The sequence below is a fragment of the Neorhizobium sp. LjRoot104 genome (genome assembly GCF_964253725.1).
In the GTDB taxonomy this organism is placed as follows: Bacteria; Pseudomonadota; Alphaproteobacteria; order Rhizobiales; family Rhizobiaceae; genus Neorhizobium.
This window is the reverse complement of sequence record NZ_CAXURS020000001.1, coordinates 2,124,521-2,139,198: the sequence shown is the minus strand read 5'-3', so window position 1 is coordinate 2,139,198 and position 14,678 is coordinate 2,124,521. Positions and strand designations below refer to the sequence as shown.

The 14,678-nt window shown below is 62.6% G+C and carries 14 protein-coding genes; 8 read left to right on the top strand and 6 right to left on the bottom strand.

Annotated features, from left to right (window positions below):
* Positions 1-58: 58 nt before the first annotated feature.
* Genes ACSQ8R_RS10705 through msrA form a run of 8 tightly spaced genes read left to right on the top strand, consistent with a single transcriptional unit; the run spans position 59 to position 8,173 of the window.
* Complete coding sequence (locus tag ACSQ8R_RS10705) at positions 59-1,090, top strand: LacI family DNA-binding transcriptional regulator (protein WP_436253323.1); 1,032 nt, start codon at positions 59-61, stop codon at positions 1,088-1,090.
* Between the two features lie 14 nt (positions 1,091-1,104).
* The gene (locus ACSQ8R_RS10700; RefSeq protein ID WP_436255442.1) at positions 1,105-2,706 is read left to right on the top strand and encodes an FAD-dependent oxidoreductase; all 1,602 of its coding nucleotides are present in this window, start codon (positions 1,105-1,107) and stop codon (positions 2,704-2,706) included.
* Positions 2,707-2,757: 51 nt separating this feature from the next.
* Positions 2,758-4,032: an ABC transporter substrate-binding protein gene (locus ACSQ8R_RS10695; RefSeq protein ID WP_436253322.1), complete on the top strand. Its 1,275-nt coding sequence runs from the start codon at positions 2,758-2,760 to the stop codon at positions 4,030-4,032.
* A 10-nt stretch (positions 4,033-4,042) separates the two neighbouring features.
* On the top strand, positions 4,043-4,975 hold the full coding sequence (locus ACSQ8R_RS10690; RefSeq protein ID WP_436253321.1) for a carbohydrate ABC transporter permease: 933 nt from the start codon (positions 4,043-4,045) through the stop codon (positions 4,973-4,975).
* Positions 4,965-5,807 carry a carbohydrate ABC transporter permease gene (locus tag ACSQ8R_RS10685; RefSeq protein WP_436253320.1) on the top strand — a complete coding sequence of 281 codons (843 nt, stop codon included), beginning with the start codon at positions 4,965-4,967 and terminating at the stop codon, positions 5,805-5,807. The genes ACSQ8R_RS10690 and ACSQ8R_RS10685 overlap by 11 nt, the downstream gene beginning before the upstream one ends.
* Positions 5,808-5,822: 15 nt before the next feature.
* Complete coding sequence (locus ACSQ8R_RS10680) at positions 5,823-6,875, top strand: ABC transporter ATP-binding protein (protein WP_436253319.1); 1,053 nt, start codon at positions 5,823-5,825, stop codon at positions 6,873-6,875.
* 8 nt (positions 6,876-6,883) lie between these two features.
* On the top strand, positions 6,884-7,594 hold the full coding sequence (locus tag ACSQ8R_RS10675; RefSeq protein WP_436253318.1) for a hypothetical protein: 711 nt from the start codon (positions 6,884-6,886) through the stop codon (positions 7,592-7,594).
* A gap of 57 nt (positions 7,595-7,651) precedes the next feature.
* A complete protein-coding gene (gene msrA / locus ACSQ8R_RS10670; protein ID WP_436253317.1) occupies positions 7,652-8,173 on the top strand; it encodes a peptide-methionine (S)-S-oxide reductase MsrA in 522 nt (173 codons plus the stop codon).
* 60 nt (positions 8,174-8,233) lie between these two features.
* On the opposite strand, the gene ACSQ8R_RS10665 is transcribed toward msrA, so the two are convergent.
* From ACSQ8R_RS10665 to ACSQ8R_RS10640, 6 genes are all read right to left on the bottom strand, one after another.
* Positions 8,234-9,667 carry an aldehyde dehydrogenase family protein gene (locus tag ACSQ8R_RS10665; protein ID WP_436253316.1) on the bottom strand — a complete coding sequence of 478 codons (1,434 nt, stop codon included), beginning with the start codon at positions 9,665-9,667 and terminating at the stop codon, positions 8,234-8,236.
* 68 nt (positions 9,668-9,735) lie between these two features.
* Positions 9,736-11,016 carry a TRAP transporter large permease gene (locus ACSQ8R_RS10660; RefSeq protein ID WP_436253315.1) on the bottom strand — a complete coding sequence of 427 codons (1,281 nt, stop codon included), beginning with the start codon at positions 11,014-11,016 and terminating at the stop codon, positions 9,736-9,738.
* On the bottom strand, positions 11,016-11,537 hold the full coding sequence (locus ACSQ8R_RS10655; RefSeq protein WP_436253314.1) for a TRAP transporter small permease: 522 nt from the start codon (positions 11,535-11,537) through the stop codon (positions 11,016-11,018). The genes ACSQ8R_RS10660 and ACSQ8R_RS10655 overlap by 1 nt, the downstream gene beginning before the upstream one ends.
* 82 nt (positions 11,538-11,619) lie before the next feature.
* A complete protein-coding gene (locus tag ACSQ8R_RS10650) occupies positions 11,620-12,591 on the bottom strand; it encodes a TRAP transporter substrate-binding protein (protein ID WP_436253313.1) in 972 nt (323 codons plus the stop codon).
* An 82-nt stretch (positions 12,592-12,673) separates the two neighbouring features.
* Positions 12,674-13,540 carry an amidohydrolase family protein gene (locus ACSQ8R_RS10645; protein ID WP_436253312.1) on the bottom strand — a complete coding sequence of 289 codons (867 nt, stop codon included), beginning with the start codon at positions 13,538-13,540 and terminating at the stop codon, positions 12,674-12,676.
* Entirely contained in the window at positions 13,540-14,676 is a 1,137-nt protein-coding gene (locus ACSQ8R_RS10640; protein WP_436253311.1) for a mandelate racemase/muconate lactonizing enzyme family protein, read from the bottom strand. The genes ACSQ8R_RS10645 and ACSQ8R_RS10640 overlap by 1 nt, the downstream gene beginning before the upstream one ends.
* Positions 14,677-14,678 lie beyond the last annotated feature (2 nt).

The following is a 14,678-nucleotide window of genomic DNA, read 5'->3' as shown; positions in this document are numbered from 1 at the left end:
AATACGTATTAGCTGCTAATGCGTATTAGCAGTCAAGGGGAATTAGGGAGGATGTTGCGTGGCCGCGCCTAAGCGTTTGACTCAGCATGATATTGCGAAGCTTGCCGGCGTCAGCCAGGCAACCGTTTCGCTTGTGCTGAACGGTGCCCCGACAGCTTTGGCGCGCATTCCGCAGGAGACTCGCGAACGCGTCCAGCAAGTCATACGCACCACCGGCTATGTCGCGGATCCGATTGCGCGCCGGATGGCGAAGGGGCTCAATCGCATTCTGGGTGTGTTCACCTACGAGCCGGCGTTTCCGAGCGCCCAGGCGGACTTTTTCACACCCTTCCTGCTCGGCATCGAGGAAGAGGCCCAGATCCAGAACTACGACCTTCTGCTTCTGACCGGCGCCGGCGTCGGACAGGATCGAAAAATCTTTGCGGACGGCAACCGGCTGCGGATCGCGGACGGCTGCCTCGTGCTCGGCCGCGAGTTCGATCGCGAAGAACTGACGCGGCTGGTCGCGGGCGACTATCCTTTCGTGGCGATAGGCCGCCGCGAGGATGCCGGCGGGCCGGTCCCATATGTCGGCGGCGACTATGCCAACGGCACGCGTGCGCTCATGGAGAAGGCAAGGGCGCTCGGCCATTCGAAGCTCGCCTATATCGGTCCCCCGGGGCCGGCGGAATCGACCGCCGATCGCTGGGCCGGTTTCTACGGTGCACTCGGCGAGGGTCTGGAACTCGTCCTGCATATCGAGACGGTCGGACATGTGGCGGAGGAAATCCTCGACGCTCTGCTCGCCAGCGGCGCCACCGTCGCCTTCTTCGTCGAACTTGCCGATGCGGTGCGCGTCGAGGCCGCCGCCCGCGAGCGGGGCCTGTCTATCCCCGGTGACTTTTCGGCCGTCGTGCTCGGCAGCCATATCCGCGCCGAACGCAGCCACGTGCAGTTCACCGCCTTCGACATCCCCCGCGAGGAGATGGGCCGGCAGGCGACTGCCATGCTGGTGCGCCGTATCGAGAGCGGCGAGCCCGGTGGCCAAATTCTTCTGACCTGTGAACCGGTCGAGGGGGAAACCCTCGGACCCGCAAAAAGACGGACGTGATCAACGTGACAGAGATGCATACGGATATTCTGGTGGTGGGCGGCGGCCTTGGTGGTGTTGCGGCAGCACTCGGCGCATGCCGGGCCGGCCGCAACGTCATCATGACCGAGGAGTTCGACTGGATCGGCGGCCAGCTGACCAGCCAGGCGGTCCCATCGGACGAACATACCTGGGTCGAGCAGTTCGGCATCACCCGCTCTTACCGGAAGCTGCGGGAAGGCATCCGCCGGTATTATCGCGATCATTATCCGCTGACCGAAGGCGCGCGCGCCTGGGGCGACCTCAATCCCGGTGCCGGCTGGGTCAGTCGCATCTGTGCCGAACCGCGCGTCAGCCTGGCCGTCATGGAAGCCATGCTTGCGCCCTATCGCGGCGCCGGCAGGCTGAAGGTGCTGCAGCCATACCGTCCCGTGGCAGCCGATGTCGAAGGTGATACGGTCCACGCCGTCACCGTTCGTCACCGCGATACCGGCCGGGAGATCACCATTTCCGCTGCCTATATCCTCGATGCGACCGAACTCGGCGATCTCTTGCCGATGACCGGCACCGAATATGTGAAGGGTTTCGAGGCCCAGTCCGATACCGGCGAGCCGAGCGCCCCGTCCGAAGCCCAGCCGGACAACGTCCAGGCCGTATCGATCTGCTTTGCGATCGACCATGTCGACGGCGACCAGACAATCGACAAGCCGGAGAACTACGACTACTGGCGCAAGTACCAGCCGCATTTCTGGGGCGGTCCGCTGCTCGGGTTCACCGCGCCGCATCCGCGCACGCTGGACTTCACCACCCGCTCGTTCACGCCCAATCCGAACGACGATCCGCTCGCCGTCGATGCCGACCAGCGCAAGGGCGGCGGCGACGAAAACCTCTGGATCTTCCGCCGCATCGCGACCCGCAACAATTTCGTGCCCGGTGCCTACGCCTCCGACATCTGCCTCGTGAACTGGCCGATGATCGACTACATGGAAGGCACGATCATCGACTTGTCCGAAGAGGAGAAGGCGAAGCAGCTCAAATCGGCGGCGGACCTTTCCTATTCGCTGTTCTACTGGCTGCAGACCGAGGCGCCGCGCGTCGATGGCGGCCAGGGTTTTCCGGGGCTTCGCCTGCGCGGCGACATTACCGGCACCGAGCATGGCCTTGCCATGGCCCCCTATATCCGCGAGAGCCGTCGCATCAAGCCGGTCACCCGCATCGTCGAGCAGGACCTTTCCTATTCGGTGCGCGGCGAGAAGGGCGCGGTCAATTACCGCGACAGCATCGGCATCGGCATGTACCGGATCGACCTGCATCCCTCGACCGGCGGCGACAACTATATCGACGTGCCGTCCTGCCCGTTCGAGATCCCGCTCGGCGCGCTTCTGCCCGAGCGGGTGAAGAACCTCATCCCGGCCGGCAAGAATATCGGCACCACTCACATCACCAATGGCTGCTACCGGCTGCACCCGGTCGAATGGAACATCGGCGAAGTCGCCGGCATGCTCGCCGCCCATTGCCTCGATAAAAATCTTACGCCGCATCAGGTTCAGGAAAACGACGGCAGGCTGCACGATTTCCAGAGAGAGCTTGGCCGGGAAGGCATCGAAATGCGCTGGCCGGATATCGCGGCCTACTAGGGACGGCCGCAGGCCTGTCTATCAAAACCAACCTTTGGAGGAGGAACGGGAATGAACTATCATCGGACATTGAAATCTGCGGTCGCGGCATTGGCCGTGGCCGTGCCACTCTGCTGGAGCGGCATCGCCAACGCGCAGGATGCGGTCAACCTGCGCATGACGATCTGGAGCGCCAACGAAGCGCATCTGAAACTCTTCAACGACATCGCCGCCGGCTTCAAAAAGGACCATCCGAACGTCACGGTGACCTACGAGTCCCTGCCGTTCGAAACCTATACGACGGCCCTTACGACCCAGATCGCCGGCGGCAATGCGCCGGACATGGCATGGATCTTCGAAACCGCCGCCTATGACTTCGTCAATTCCGGCGCGCTCTTTCCGCTCACGGACACGCTGAAGGCCACCAAGGGCTACAACGCGGAAGAACTGAGCGCCACGGCTGCCGAGCGCTGGACCAAGGACGGCAAGCTCTATGCCTATCCGTTCTCGACCTCGCCGTTTGCGATGTTCGTCAACAACGAAATCATCAAGGCCGCCGGAGCCAAGACGCCGGCGGAAATGATCGCGGCCGGGCAATGGACCTGGGAGAATGCCATTGCCACCGCGTCCGCCGTCGGAAAGGTGCCGGGCAAGGGTGGCCTGATCGTTCGCGACTTCAATTACCAGACCTGGCAGAACCTCGCTTCCATCTGGAACGGCTGGGGCGCCTCACCCTGGAGCGCCGACGGCAAGACCTGCACGATGACCGAAAAGCCGATGGTGGAGGCGCTGACCTTCATCCATAAGGCGGCCTTCAAGAACAAGGCGATGCCGGGTCCCGGCGAAAGCGTCGACTTCTTCGCCGGCAATGCGGCGATGACCATCACCCAGATCAGCCGCGCCTCGCTGCTGCCGAAGGACAAGCCTTTCGCCTGGGATCTCGTGCCACTGCCCAAGGGGCCGGCGGGTAACTATGCTTTGATCGGCCAGGCCGGTGTCGGCGTCATGCAGGCCGGCAAGAACGCCAAGACAGCCGCCGAATTCGTCGCCTATATGACGAACCCGGAAAACTCGGCCAAGCTCAGCCAGTTCTTCCCGTCGGCCCGCAAGTCGCTGCTGAACGCCGAGGTCCTGAAGAAGACCAACCCGCTGCTCAGCCAGGAACAGATCGACAAGGTCGTGATCTCGGGCATCGCCACCGGCAAGGTCATTCCGGGCCATACGGGTTTCGCGCAGATCCAGCAGGCGGTCCGCTCCGGCCTCGATGCCGTCTGGCGTCCGGATGCGAATATCCCGGCGGCCCTCCAGCAGATCTGCGGCCAGATCGGCCCGCTTCTGAAGCGCTAAGGAAAAACTGATGGCTGTCGCGCAGCAAACCGCCCGTCCGGAAGGCCGCTCCTCATCGTCGTTCTGGACGGTCGCGCGGCGCGACAGCCTTGCCGGTTTTCTCTTCATCGCCCCGCAGTTGATCGGGATCACGCTGTTCGTGCTGATCCCGCTCTGCCTCGTCTTCTGGTATTCGCTGCACGAGTGGAACGTGCTGGCCAATACCTTCACCTATACCGGCGCCACCAACTACCGGATGCTGATCGAGGACACCAACCTGCCCTCGGTGCTCGGGGCGACGGCGATCTTTTCCGCCGGGCTGGTGATCTTCAACCTGAGCCTGGCATTGCTGCTCGCGGTGCTGCTCAACCAGAAACTCGCCGGGATCACCATCTTCCGCACGCTGTTCTTCTCGCCCGTCGTCGTGTCGCTGGTCGCGTGGACGATCGTCTGGGGTTTCCTGTTGCAGAAGAACGGCGGCATCAACGGCATGTTGCTCGTCTTCGGCCTCGAGGGGCCGAACTGGCTGCGCGAACCGGTGACCGCGATGATCTCGGTGATCGTCGTGCAGGTGTTCAAGAATGTCGGCCTCAACATGATCCTGTTCCTGGCCGCCCTGCAGGGCGTGCCGAACGAACTTTACGAGGCCGCCCGCATCGACGGTGCACCGCGTTTCAAGCAGTTCCGCCGCATCACCCTGCCGCTGATCAGCCCGACCATCCTTTTGACCTCGATCATCACCATCGTCGGCTCGCTGCAGGTGTTTGCGCAGATCGCGGTGCTGACGCAAGGCGGGCCGGGCCTCACGACCACGGTGCTCGTCTATTACCTCTACCAGCAGGCCTTCCAGTTCCATTTCTTCGGTTACGGCTCGACGCTGTCGATCGTGCTGTTCTTGATCGTCGCGGTGCTGACTTTCGCCCAGTGGCAGATGCGCAAGAGGATTGTCTTTTATGAAAGCTGAGCTCTCCCCGCGCAGACAAGTTTTTCTCTATGGCCTGCTCTGCGTCCTTTTGATCCCCTTCGTGTTCCCGACCTGGTGGATGGTGACGTCGTCGGTCAAGCCGATCAGCGACATCTTCGCCTTTCCGCCGCAACTCGTGCCGGAGCGTTACGACTGGACGACCTATTCCAAGGTCTTCGAGCTGCAGCCGTTCGTGAAGCAATACTGGAATTCGGCCTATATCGCCGCACTCGTGACGGTCGGCACGATGATCGTCTCGTCGATGGCGGGTTATGCCTTCGCGCGTATCAAATTTCCGTTCGCCAATGCGATCTTCATGGTCGTGCTGCTCGGGCTGCTGATCCCGTCGGAAGTGACGATCGTGCCGCTGTTCCAGATGTTCCTGAAGGCCGGCATGGTCAACACTCACTGGCCGCTGATCCTGGTGCCGATTTTTGGCGCCCCGAGCGTGTTCGCCACCTTCGTGATGCGGCAGTTCTTCATTGCGCTGCCCGTCGAGCTCGAAGAGGCGGCGCGCGTCGATGGTCTCGGGCGCTTCAAGATCTTTCGCAAGATCGCGCTTCCGCTTGCAAGGCCGGCACTCGCGTCGGTCGCGATCTTCACCTTCCTGCACTCCTGGAACCTCTATCTCGAGCCAATCGTGTTCCTGTCGAGTGCCGACAAATTCACGCTGCCGCAGGCGCTGACCCAATATACCGACGCCTACGGCGGGCCGATGTGGAACATCCAGCTTGCCGCGGCGACCCTGACGGCGCTCCCCGTTCTCATCGTCTTCATCATCGCGCAGAAGCAATTCGTCGAAGGGCTCGCGCATACCGGCCTCAAGGGCTGAAGAACCGGATTTCCTATGGCTGAAGTTACCCTTTCCAATGTCCGCAAGAGCTATGGCGCCGTCGATATCATCCACGGCATCGACCTTGGCATAACCGATGGCGAGTTCGTGGTGCTGGTCGGCCCGTCCGGCTGCGGCAAGTCCACGCTGCTCAGAATGGTCGCCGGGCTGGAGACGATCACCGGCGGCGAGGTGAGGATCGGGGGGCGGGTGGTCAACGATCTCGATCCCAAGGACCGCGACATCGCCATGGTCTTCCAGAACTATGCGCTTTATCCGCATATGACGGTTGCCACCAATATGGGCTTCTCGCTGGAACACCGCGGCGGCAGCAAGGCGGAAATCGCCGAACGGGTGAAATGGGCGGCCGACATCCTCGGGCTAACGCCTCTGCTCGATCGTTATCCGCGCCAGCTTTCGGGCGGGCAGCGCCAGCGCGTCGCCATGGGCCGGGCGATCGTTCGGGATCCGCAGGTCTTCCTCTTCGACGAACCGCTGTCGAACCTCGATGCCAAGCTGCGCGTCGTGATGCGCGGGGAAATCAAGAGCCTGCACCAGAGGCTGAAGACCACCACCGTCTACGTGACCCATGACCAGGTCGAGGCGATGACCATGGCCGACAAGATCGTCGTTTTGAACGGCGGCCGGGTGGAGCAGATCGGTGCGCCGCTCGATCTCTACGACCGGCCGGCCAATCAGTTCGTCGCCGGCTTCATCGGCTCGCCGTCGATGAATTTCCTCACCGGCACGATCACGTCGGAGGGTTTTACGGCACCGGGCGTTAGGCTGCCGATACCCGAGACAGCGCTTGAGTACATAGGCCGAAAGGCCGTCTACGGCATCCGGCCGGAACATTTCGCCCTGGACGAGACCGGCGTGCCGGCGGAAATCGTGCTGGTCGAGCCGATGGGATCGGAAACGCAGGTGACCATGAGGCTCGGCGAGACGCTGGTGACCGGCGTGTTTCGCGAGCGCGTGTCGCTTTCGCCCGGAGCGACGATCCGCGTGCGGCCGGGGCTTAACAATATCCACCTCTTCGCGGCCGATGGTGGCCAGCGGCTGAATTGAGGCCTATCATGCCCGATTATCCCGAAACCAAGCTCACCAAGGCGCTGCGCGGTGGCGACTTCCCGGTCATCGTGTCGCTTGCCCGGCATGATCTCGATCTCGCCAAGGCGGCGATCGGGGCAGGGGCATTTGCCATCAAGGTGCATCTCAACGCCTATCACCGTGCCACCGGCACGACCTTCGGCAGCTTTTCGCAGGAACGGCCGTTTTTCGAAAAGCTCTCAACGCTCGGGGTGCCGCTGCTGGTGATGGCCGGCCAGGAGACGGTGCCGACGCCGCACGAGCTCGATGCCCTGGCAGAACTGGGGTTTGAGGGTTTCAACGTCTATTTCGACCATCTTCAGCCGCATCTCCTCCAGTCAAAGCTCCGTCCGATCCCGGCGCTCGGCGAGAAAAGCACCGACGAGGATTTGAAGACCATCGTCGCCATTCCCGGCGCGATGATGGAGGCTTCCGTCGCGTCGTTTGCCGATTACGGCAGGCCGCTCAACGAGGCCGATCTTGACCGCTACAGTGAAATCACCAGGAAAGCCGGTATTCCCGTCATCGCGCCGAGCCAGAAGCGTTTCGTGGCCAACGATATGGCAAGGCTGAAGGCTGCAGGCATTGCGGCGCCGCTGCTCGGTGTCATCGTTACTGGCACGACGCCTGAGAGCCTCGAAGCGGCGGTTCGCCCGATCGCCGAGGCGGCAGCCGGTCGAGTGGTGGGGATGGATTGAATTTCTTCATTCGGATCGCCATTTTAGGTGCAAATCCAAAAACCGAAGGAGGAAAGCATGACGACGTCTACCGAACGGGCCGTACTGGCCGGTGGCTGTTTCTGGGGCATGCAGGACCTGATCCGGCGTCTGCCCGGCGTGGTTTCGACCCGTGTCGGCTATAGCGGCGGCGATGTGCCGAACGCCACCTACCGCAATCACGGCACCCATGCCGAGGCGATCGAGATCATTTTCGATCCGGCCAGGACCAGCTATCGCGATATCCTTGAATTCTTCTTTCAGATCCACGATCCGTCGACGAAGAACCGCCAGGGCAACGATATGGGCATGAGCTATCGCTCGGCCATCTACTACGAGAATGACGAACAGAAGCGCGTCGCCGAAGATACGATCGCCGATGTCAACGCATCCGGACTGTGGCCGGGCAAGGTGGTGACGGAAGTGGAGCCGGTCGGCGATTTCTGGCAGGCTGAACCGGAGCACCAGGATTACCTGGAGCGCTATCCGAATGGCTATACCTGCCATTTCCCGCGCCCGAACTGGAAGCTGCCGAAGCGCGCCGGTGTCGCTGCTGAATAACCCGCCGTAGCTGATGAAATCCGAGGCGCTGCCATTTCAAAAATGGCAGCGCCTTTTTTGTCAGGCGAGCGTATAGGCCGTCTTCACCACGGTGAAGAATTCGGCGGCGTACTTGCCCTGTTCGCGGGGGCCGAAGGACGATGCCTTGCGGCCGCCGAACGGGACGTGGAAGTCGACGCCTGCGGTCGGCAGGTTGACCATCACCATGCCGGCTTCGGAATTACGCTTGAAGTGGGTCGCATGCTTGAGGCTGGTGGTGGCGATGCCGGCGGAGAGACCGAACGGCGTGTCGTTGGCAACGGCAAGCGCTTCCTCGTAGTTCTTCACCCGGATGACCGAGGCGACCGGTCCGAAGATTTCTTCGCGGGAGATCCGCATCTGGTTGGTCGCTTCGGTGAACAGCGTCGGCTGCAGATAGAAGCCGGGGGTATCGCGCTTCACGAGTTCGCCGCCGAAGGCAAGCTTGGCGCCCTCGTTTTTGCCGATCTCGATATAGTCGGTGTCCTGCTTCAGCTGCTTGTCGTCGACGACCGGGCCGATATGGCTGCCGGCCTTCATGGCGTTGTCGACATTGAGCGTCTTCAGCTTTTCGGTCAGCGCCGCGACGAACTTGTCGTGGATGCCTTCCGTCACGATCAGCCGCGACGAGGCGGTGCAACGCTGGCCTGTCGAGAAGAAGCCGGAATTGGCGGCGGCTTCGACGGCGACGGAAAGATCCGCATCGTCGAGGACGACCATCGGGTTCTTGCCGCCCATTTCGAGCTGGAACTTGCGGTTATGCTCGATCGAGGCAAGTGCGACGCGCTTGCCGGTGCCGGTCGAGCCGGTAAACGTGATGCCGGCGAGGTCCGGGCTGTCGAGCATGGCCTGGCCGACGACCGAGCCGCGGCCCATGACGAGGTTCAGCACGCCCTTCGGCAGGCCGGCGCGATGCAGGATATCGACGATCGCCCAGCCGCAGCCCGGCACGAGATCGGCCGGCTTGAAGACGACGGTATTGCCGTAGCAGAGCGCCGGGGCGATCTTCCAGGCCGGGATGGCGATCGGGAAATTCCACGGCGTGATGATGCCGATGACGCCGAGCGGTTCGCGGGTGATCTCGACGCCGATGTTCGGGCGGGCCGACGGTACCATCTCACCGGTCAGGCGCAGCGCTTCGCCGGCGAAGAAATCGAAGATCTGGGCGGCGCGAGTGACTTCGCCGATCGCCTCGGGAAGGATCTTGCCTTCCTCGCGGGCGAGAAGCGCGCCGAGCTCTTCCTTGCGGGCAAGGATCTCGTCGGAGGCCTTTCTCAGGATTGCGTGGCGTTCGAGAATGCCGGAGCGCGACCAGGCGGGGAAAGCGGCCTTGGCGGCGGCAATCGCCTGCTTGGCGTCTTCGGCACTGCCCTGGGCATACATGCCCACGACATCATTCGTGTCGGAGGGGTTGATGTTCTTCGAGGCGTCGGAGCCGACCCATTCGCCGGCGATCAGGTTCTGGTAGATGGTCATGGACCTCTCCTTTCATGTGAAAGGTCCCGCCATGGGGCGGGACCGTCAGATAAGGCTTGTTCAGTCGCTCATCTGAAAACGCTTGGCAGCCAGAGCGACAGGGCAGGGATGTAAGTCACGAGCAGCAATACTGCGATGCTGGCTCCGAAGAAAGGCCAGATCGTGCGCATCGCTTCACGTATTGTGATGCCGCCGACCGCGCAACTGACGAAGAGCACGGTTCCGACCGGCGGGGTGTTAAGGCCGATGCCGGCATTGAGGATCATGATGACGCCGAAATGGACCGGATCGATGCCGAAGGCCTTGACGACGGGCAGCAGGATCGGCGTCGATATGATGACCATGGGCGCCATGTCCATGAACGTGCCGAGGACCAGCAGGATGACGTTGATCATCAGGAGCACGACAATCGGATTGTCCGAGATCGCTCCGATCGCCGCGATGATCAGCGTCTGGACCTGCAGGAACGCCATCAGCCAGCCGAACGAGGCTGCAGTGCCGATCACCAGCAGCACCATCGCGGTGGTGCGCACGGCGCCCATGACGGCCTCGACAAAACCTTCCCAGTTCAGTTCCCGATAAACGAGCATGGCGACGAGGAAGGCGTAGAGGACGGCGATGCAGGAGCTTTCCGTTGCCGTGAACACGCCGGAGCGGACGCCGCCGAAGATGATGGCGATCAGCAGGATGCCCGGGAGCGACGCCAAGAGGTAATAACCGACGCGGGCGAAGCCGGGGAAGGGGTCGGCCGGATAGCCGCGCTTGACGGCAACCCACCAGGCCGTGAACATCAGCGCCAAAGCCAGGAGCAGGCCGGGAATGATGCCGGCTGTGAAGAGGTCGGCGACGGAAAGGTTGCCGCCCGCTGCGATCGAATAGAGGATCATGTTGTGCGAGGGCGGGATCATCAGCGCGATGATGGCGGCATTGGCCGTCACATTGACTGCATAGTCCCTGTCGTAGCCACGCGCAGCCATCTGCGGGATCATCAATCCGCCGACGGCCGATGCGTCCGCCACGGCAGAGCCGGAAATGCCGCCGAACAATGTCGAGGCGACGACGTTGACCTGGCCGAGACCGCCGCGCATGTGGCCGACAAGGCCCGCCGCGAAGCGGATGAGGCGCTGCGCAATGCCGCCGCGCACCATCAGGTCGCCGGCGAAGATGAAGAACGGGATCGCCATCATGGCGAAGACGTTCATGCCGGAATTCAGCTGCTGGAAGACGACGATCGGCGGCAGGCCCATGTAGAGGACCGTCGCGAAGGAGGCGATGCCGAGGCAGAAGGCGATCGGCATGCCGATCAGCATAAGGAATGCGAACGAACCGAAAAGAATGGCGTAGGCCATTACGCAGCCTCCTGCACGAGGACGTCGGCAGCAACGTCCTCGCCGATGGCGACATCGACGAAGCGCTCCAGAGCGAAAAGGGAGATCATGGCGCCGCCGACGATCATCGGGAAGAAGTCGGTGCCGCCCGGCCAGCCGAGAACGGGAATGGTGGCCGACCAGGTGCCCAGGGCCAGCAGCGTCGAATAATAGGCCATGCCGATGCCGAAGAGCACGATCAGGCCGAGACTCAGCAGGTCCATGGCCTTCTGGATTGTCTGCGGCATGACGTAACGGACGATATCGAGCCCGAGATGCACGCTTTCGCGCACACCGACGGCGGCTCCGAGCATGATGAACCAGGACATCAGATAGAGCGACAGAGGTTCGGACCAGCTCGGCGAGTCGTTGAGGACGTAGCGGCCGAATACCTGCCAGCCGACAATGAGGGTCATGGCGATCATGCCGATGCAGGAGATATAAAGTGATAGGCGGCTAAGCCCGCCCAGATAGGGCTTTATGGCCAGCATGAAGTTTCTCATGATCCTGTCCTCTTGCGGCAGCGGGGCTGCCGGATATGCAAGAAAAAACCGGCCCTCTTGGCGAGGGCCGGTCCCGTTAGGCTTACTTGACGGCCTGGATCTGCTCCAGCAGTGCCTTCTGCTTCGGGTCGGTGACGAACTTGTCATAGACCGGCTTCATGACGGCCGAGAACTCGTCCTTGTTGACCTTGATGACGTTGGCGCCGCCGGCGCGGACCTTGGCTTCCGACGATTTTTCGCGGGCGGTCCAGAGTTCGCGCATCTTGACGACGGAGTCCTTGGCGGCCTGGCGGAAGATCTTCTGGTCTTCCGGGGTCAGCTTATCCCAGGAGATCTTGGACATGACCAGGATTTCCGGGTTCAGCGAATGTTCGGTCAGCGTGTAGTTCTTGGCGATTTCGTAGTGGCGGGCCGATTCATAGGAAGGCCAGTTGTTTTCCGCACCGTCGACCACGCCGGTTTCGAGCGAGGAATAGACTTCGCCCATCGGCATCGGCGTCGGGTTGGCGCCGAAGGCCTGCATCATGGCGATCCAGAGGTCGGACTGCTGGACGCGGATCTTCATGCCCTTCAGGTCGGCAAGCTTGGTGATCGGCTTCTTGGTCGTGTAGAAGGAGCGTGCACCGGAATCGTAGTAGGCAAGGCCGATCAGGCCATGCGGTTCGAAGGCTTTCAGGATTTCGTCGCCGATCGGGCCGTCGACGACCTTGTGCATGTGCTCGGTCGAACGGAACAGGAAGGGCAGGCCGAGAACGGTGGTTTGCGGCACGAGGTTGTTGAACGGCGCAGCATTGACGCGGTTCATATCGATGACGCCGAAACGGGTCTGCTCGATCGTGTCCTTTTCACCACCCAGGACCGAGTTGTTCATGACCTGGATCTTGATGCGGCCGTTGGTACGCTGGGAGACCAGTTCACCCATATATTTGACGGCGTCGACGGTCGGATAACCGTCCGGATGGATGTCGGCGGAACGCAGGGTGACCTGTGCGTTTGCGGCCGTCGCACTGAGCGTGAGGCCGAAGGCAAGGCCGAGCAATGTCTTAAGTATCATGTTGTCCTCCTCTGAGTGAGCGCCGGAGCCTCCACGCCCCGGTCGTTGAATTCGTCAGTCTTCCCCCGGTCCCCCTTGCCGTTTAACGGGCTGGCAGGCCGTAAAGCTCTTCGGGATTTTTCACGAGTGCGCGCGCGCGCGCGCCCTCGTCCGGGAACCAGCCGAGCACGGTGTCGGTCAGCGCCGCGTCATCCGGATAATCGGCCTGTTCGCGGGCGAGATTGTGCGGCCAGTTGGTGCCCCAGACGATACGTTCCGGTGCGTATCCGGCGATCTCCCGGGCGACCGCCGCGACATCGGCATAGTCCGGGCCGCCGGCCTTCGAGGATTCGTAGACGCCGGCGAACTTGAACCAGCACTTGCCGCCGTCGATGAGGCGCTTGACGGCATCGACCTGCGGACTATCGGGCGTCACACCAGCGAAGAACTTTCCGTGGTGATCGAAGACCCAGCGGGACTTCAGGTTCTTCAGACGCACCTCGTGGTCGAGAATGTTGCTGCCGTCGAACTGGACGGCGACCATCCAGTTGCGGGAGGCAGCCTTGGCATCGACGGCTTCGAGTTCCGACAGGTTCACTGCGCCGCCCGGCAGGTCCATGATGCGGGCGCCGACATTGCCGGCTGCCACAAGGCTATCCAGTTCGGCGTCCGACGTGGTGCTGTCGATGACGCAGACGCCGCGGGCGATCGAGCCGAATTCCGCAAGGCAGGCATTGAGATTGGAATTGTCGCGCTGCTGGGCATTGCCCTGGGTGACGATGACCCGGTCGATGCCGATCCAGCGCATGAACTCGAGATACTGCGCGGGCGTCGGCAGGTCTCCCGCCGGCAGCCCGGGACCGCCGGGCAGGGAAGGGTAACCCGGCAGATAGGCATGCATCTGGGTATCGACCGCGCCCTTGGGCAGCTTGGTCCTGGGAGGATTGCCGGAAAGGGTGCGGACGAGCATCAGATGTCTCCCATGCGGAATTCTTTGAGCGCATCGCGGTTGATCTCGATCCCGAGGCCGGGGCCGTTCGGGATCTGCACCACGCCGCGCTCGTGTTCGATCGGGGTTTTGATCACCGCCTGACGGAACGGATTGTGGGTACGATCGAATTCGAGGATCGGTTCGATCGGGTTGACGCGAACCGGGCTCGGGATCATCGCCGCCATGAACTGCAGGGCGGCGGCGATATGCACGGCGGTGCCCCAGACGTGCGGCACGACCCGGATGCCGTGAAGCGCTGCCAGATCTGCAATGCGCTTGGCCTCGGTAAAACCGCCGACGCCGGCAAGGTCGGGCTGCAGGATATCGACGGCGCGGGTTTCCACCGGCTCGCGCATGCCCCAGCGGCTGTGCCAGGTCTCGCCGCCGGCAACCGGGATCGGCTGGCGCGCGCGGACCTCGCGATAGGCGGCGAGCTGTTCCGGCACGACGGGTTCTTCGAACCAGTCGATGTTGAGTTCCGCGGCCGCCTGGCCGAAGCGGATTGCCTCGATCGCGTCATAACCGTGGTTGGCATCGACCATCAGGCGCATGTCGGGGCCGACGGCGTCGCGCACGGCGCGGATGACGCGCAGGTCCTCCTCGACGCCGAAGCCGATCTTGATCTTGCTGGCGTGAAAACCCTCGTCCCAATAACGGGCGACATCCGTCGCGTTGTCTTCGACCCGATCGACACCGTCGCGCTTGAAGCTGCCGGTCGCATAGGCCTTGACGCTTTCGCGAAAACGGCCGCCGAGCAGGATCGAGACCGGCACGCCGAAATGCTTGCCCTTGATGTCCCAGAGCGCGATGTCGATGCCCGAAAGTGCGGTGACGGCAAGGCCGCGCTGGCCCTGGTCGCGGAGCGCGTTATAGAGCCGCGCCCAGATCTTTTCGGTTTCGAGCGGGTTTTCGCCGATCAGCCAGTTCGCGTAAGTCGCGACCACGGCCGCATTCGGGCGTGCCGGGCCGAGGCATTCGCCCCAGCCGATCGTGCCGTCATCACACTCGATCTCGACGAGCACATGGGCGCGGCGATCGAAGCGCATCGAGGCGCTTTCGAAGGCGACGTCAAGCCTGTGTTCGAGAAGATGGGTGCGAACGGAAGCGATCTTCATCG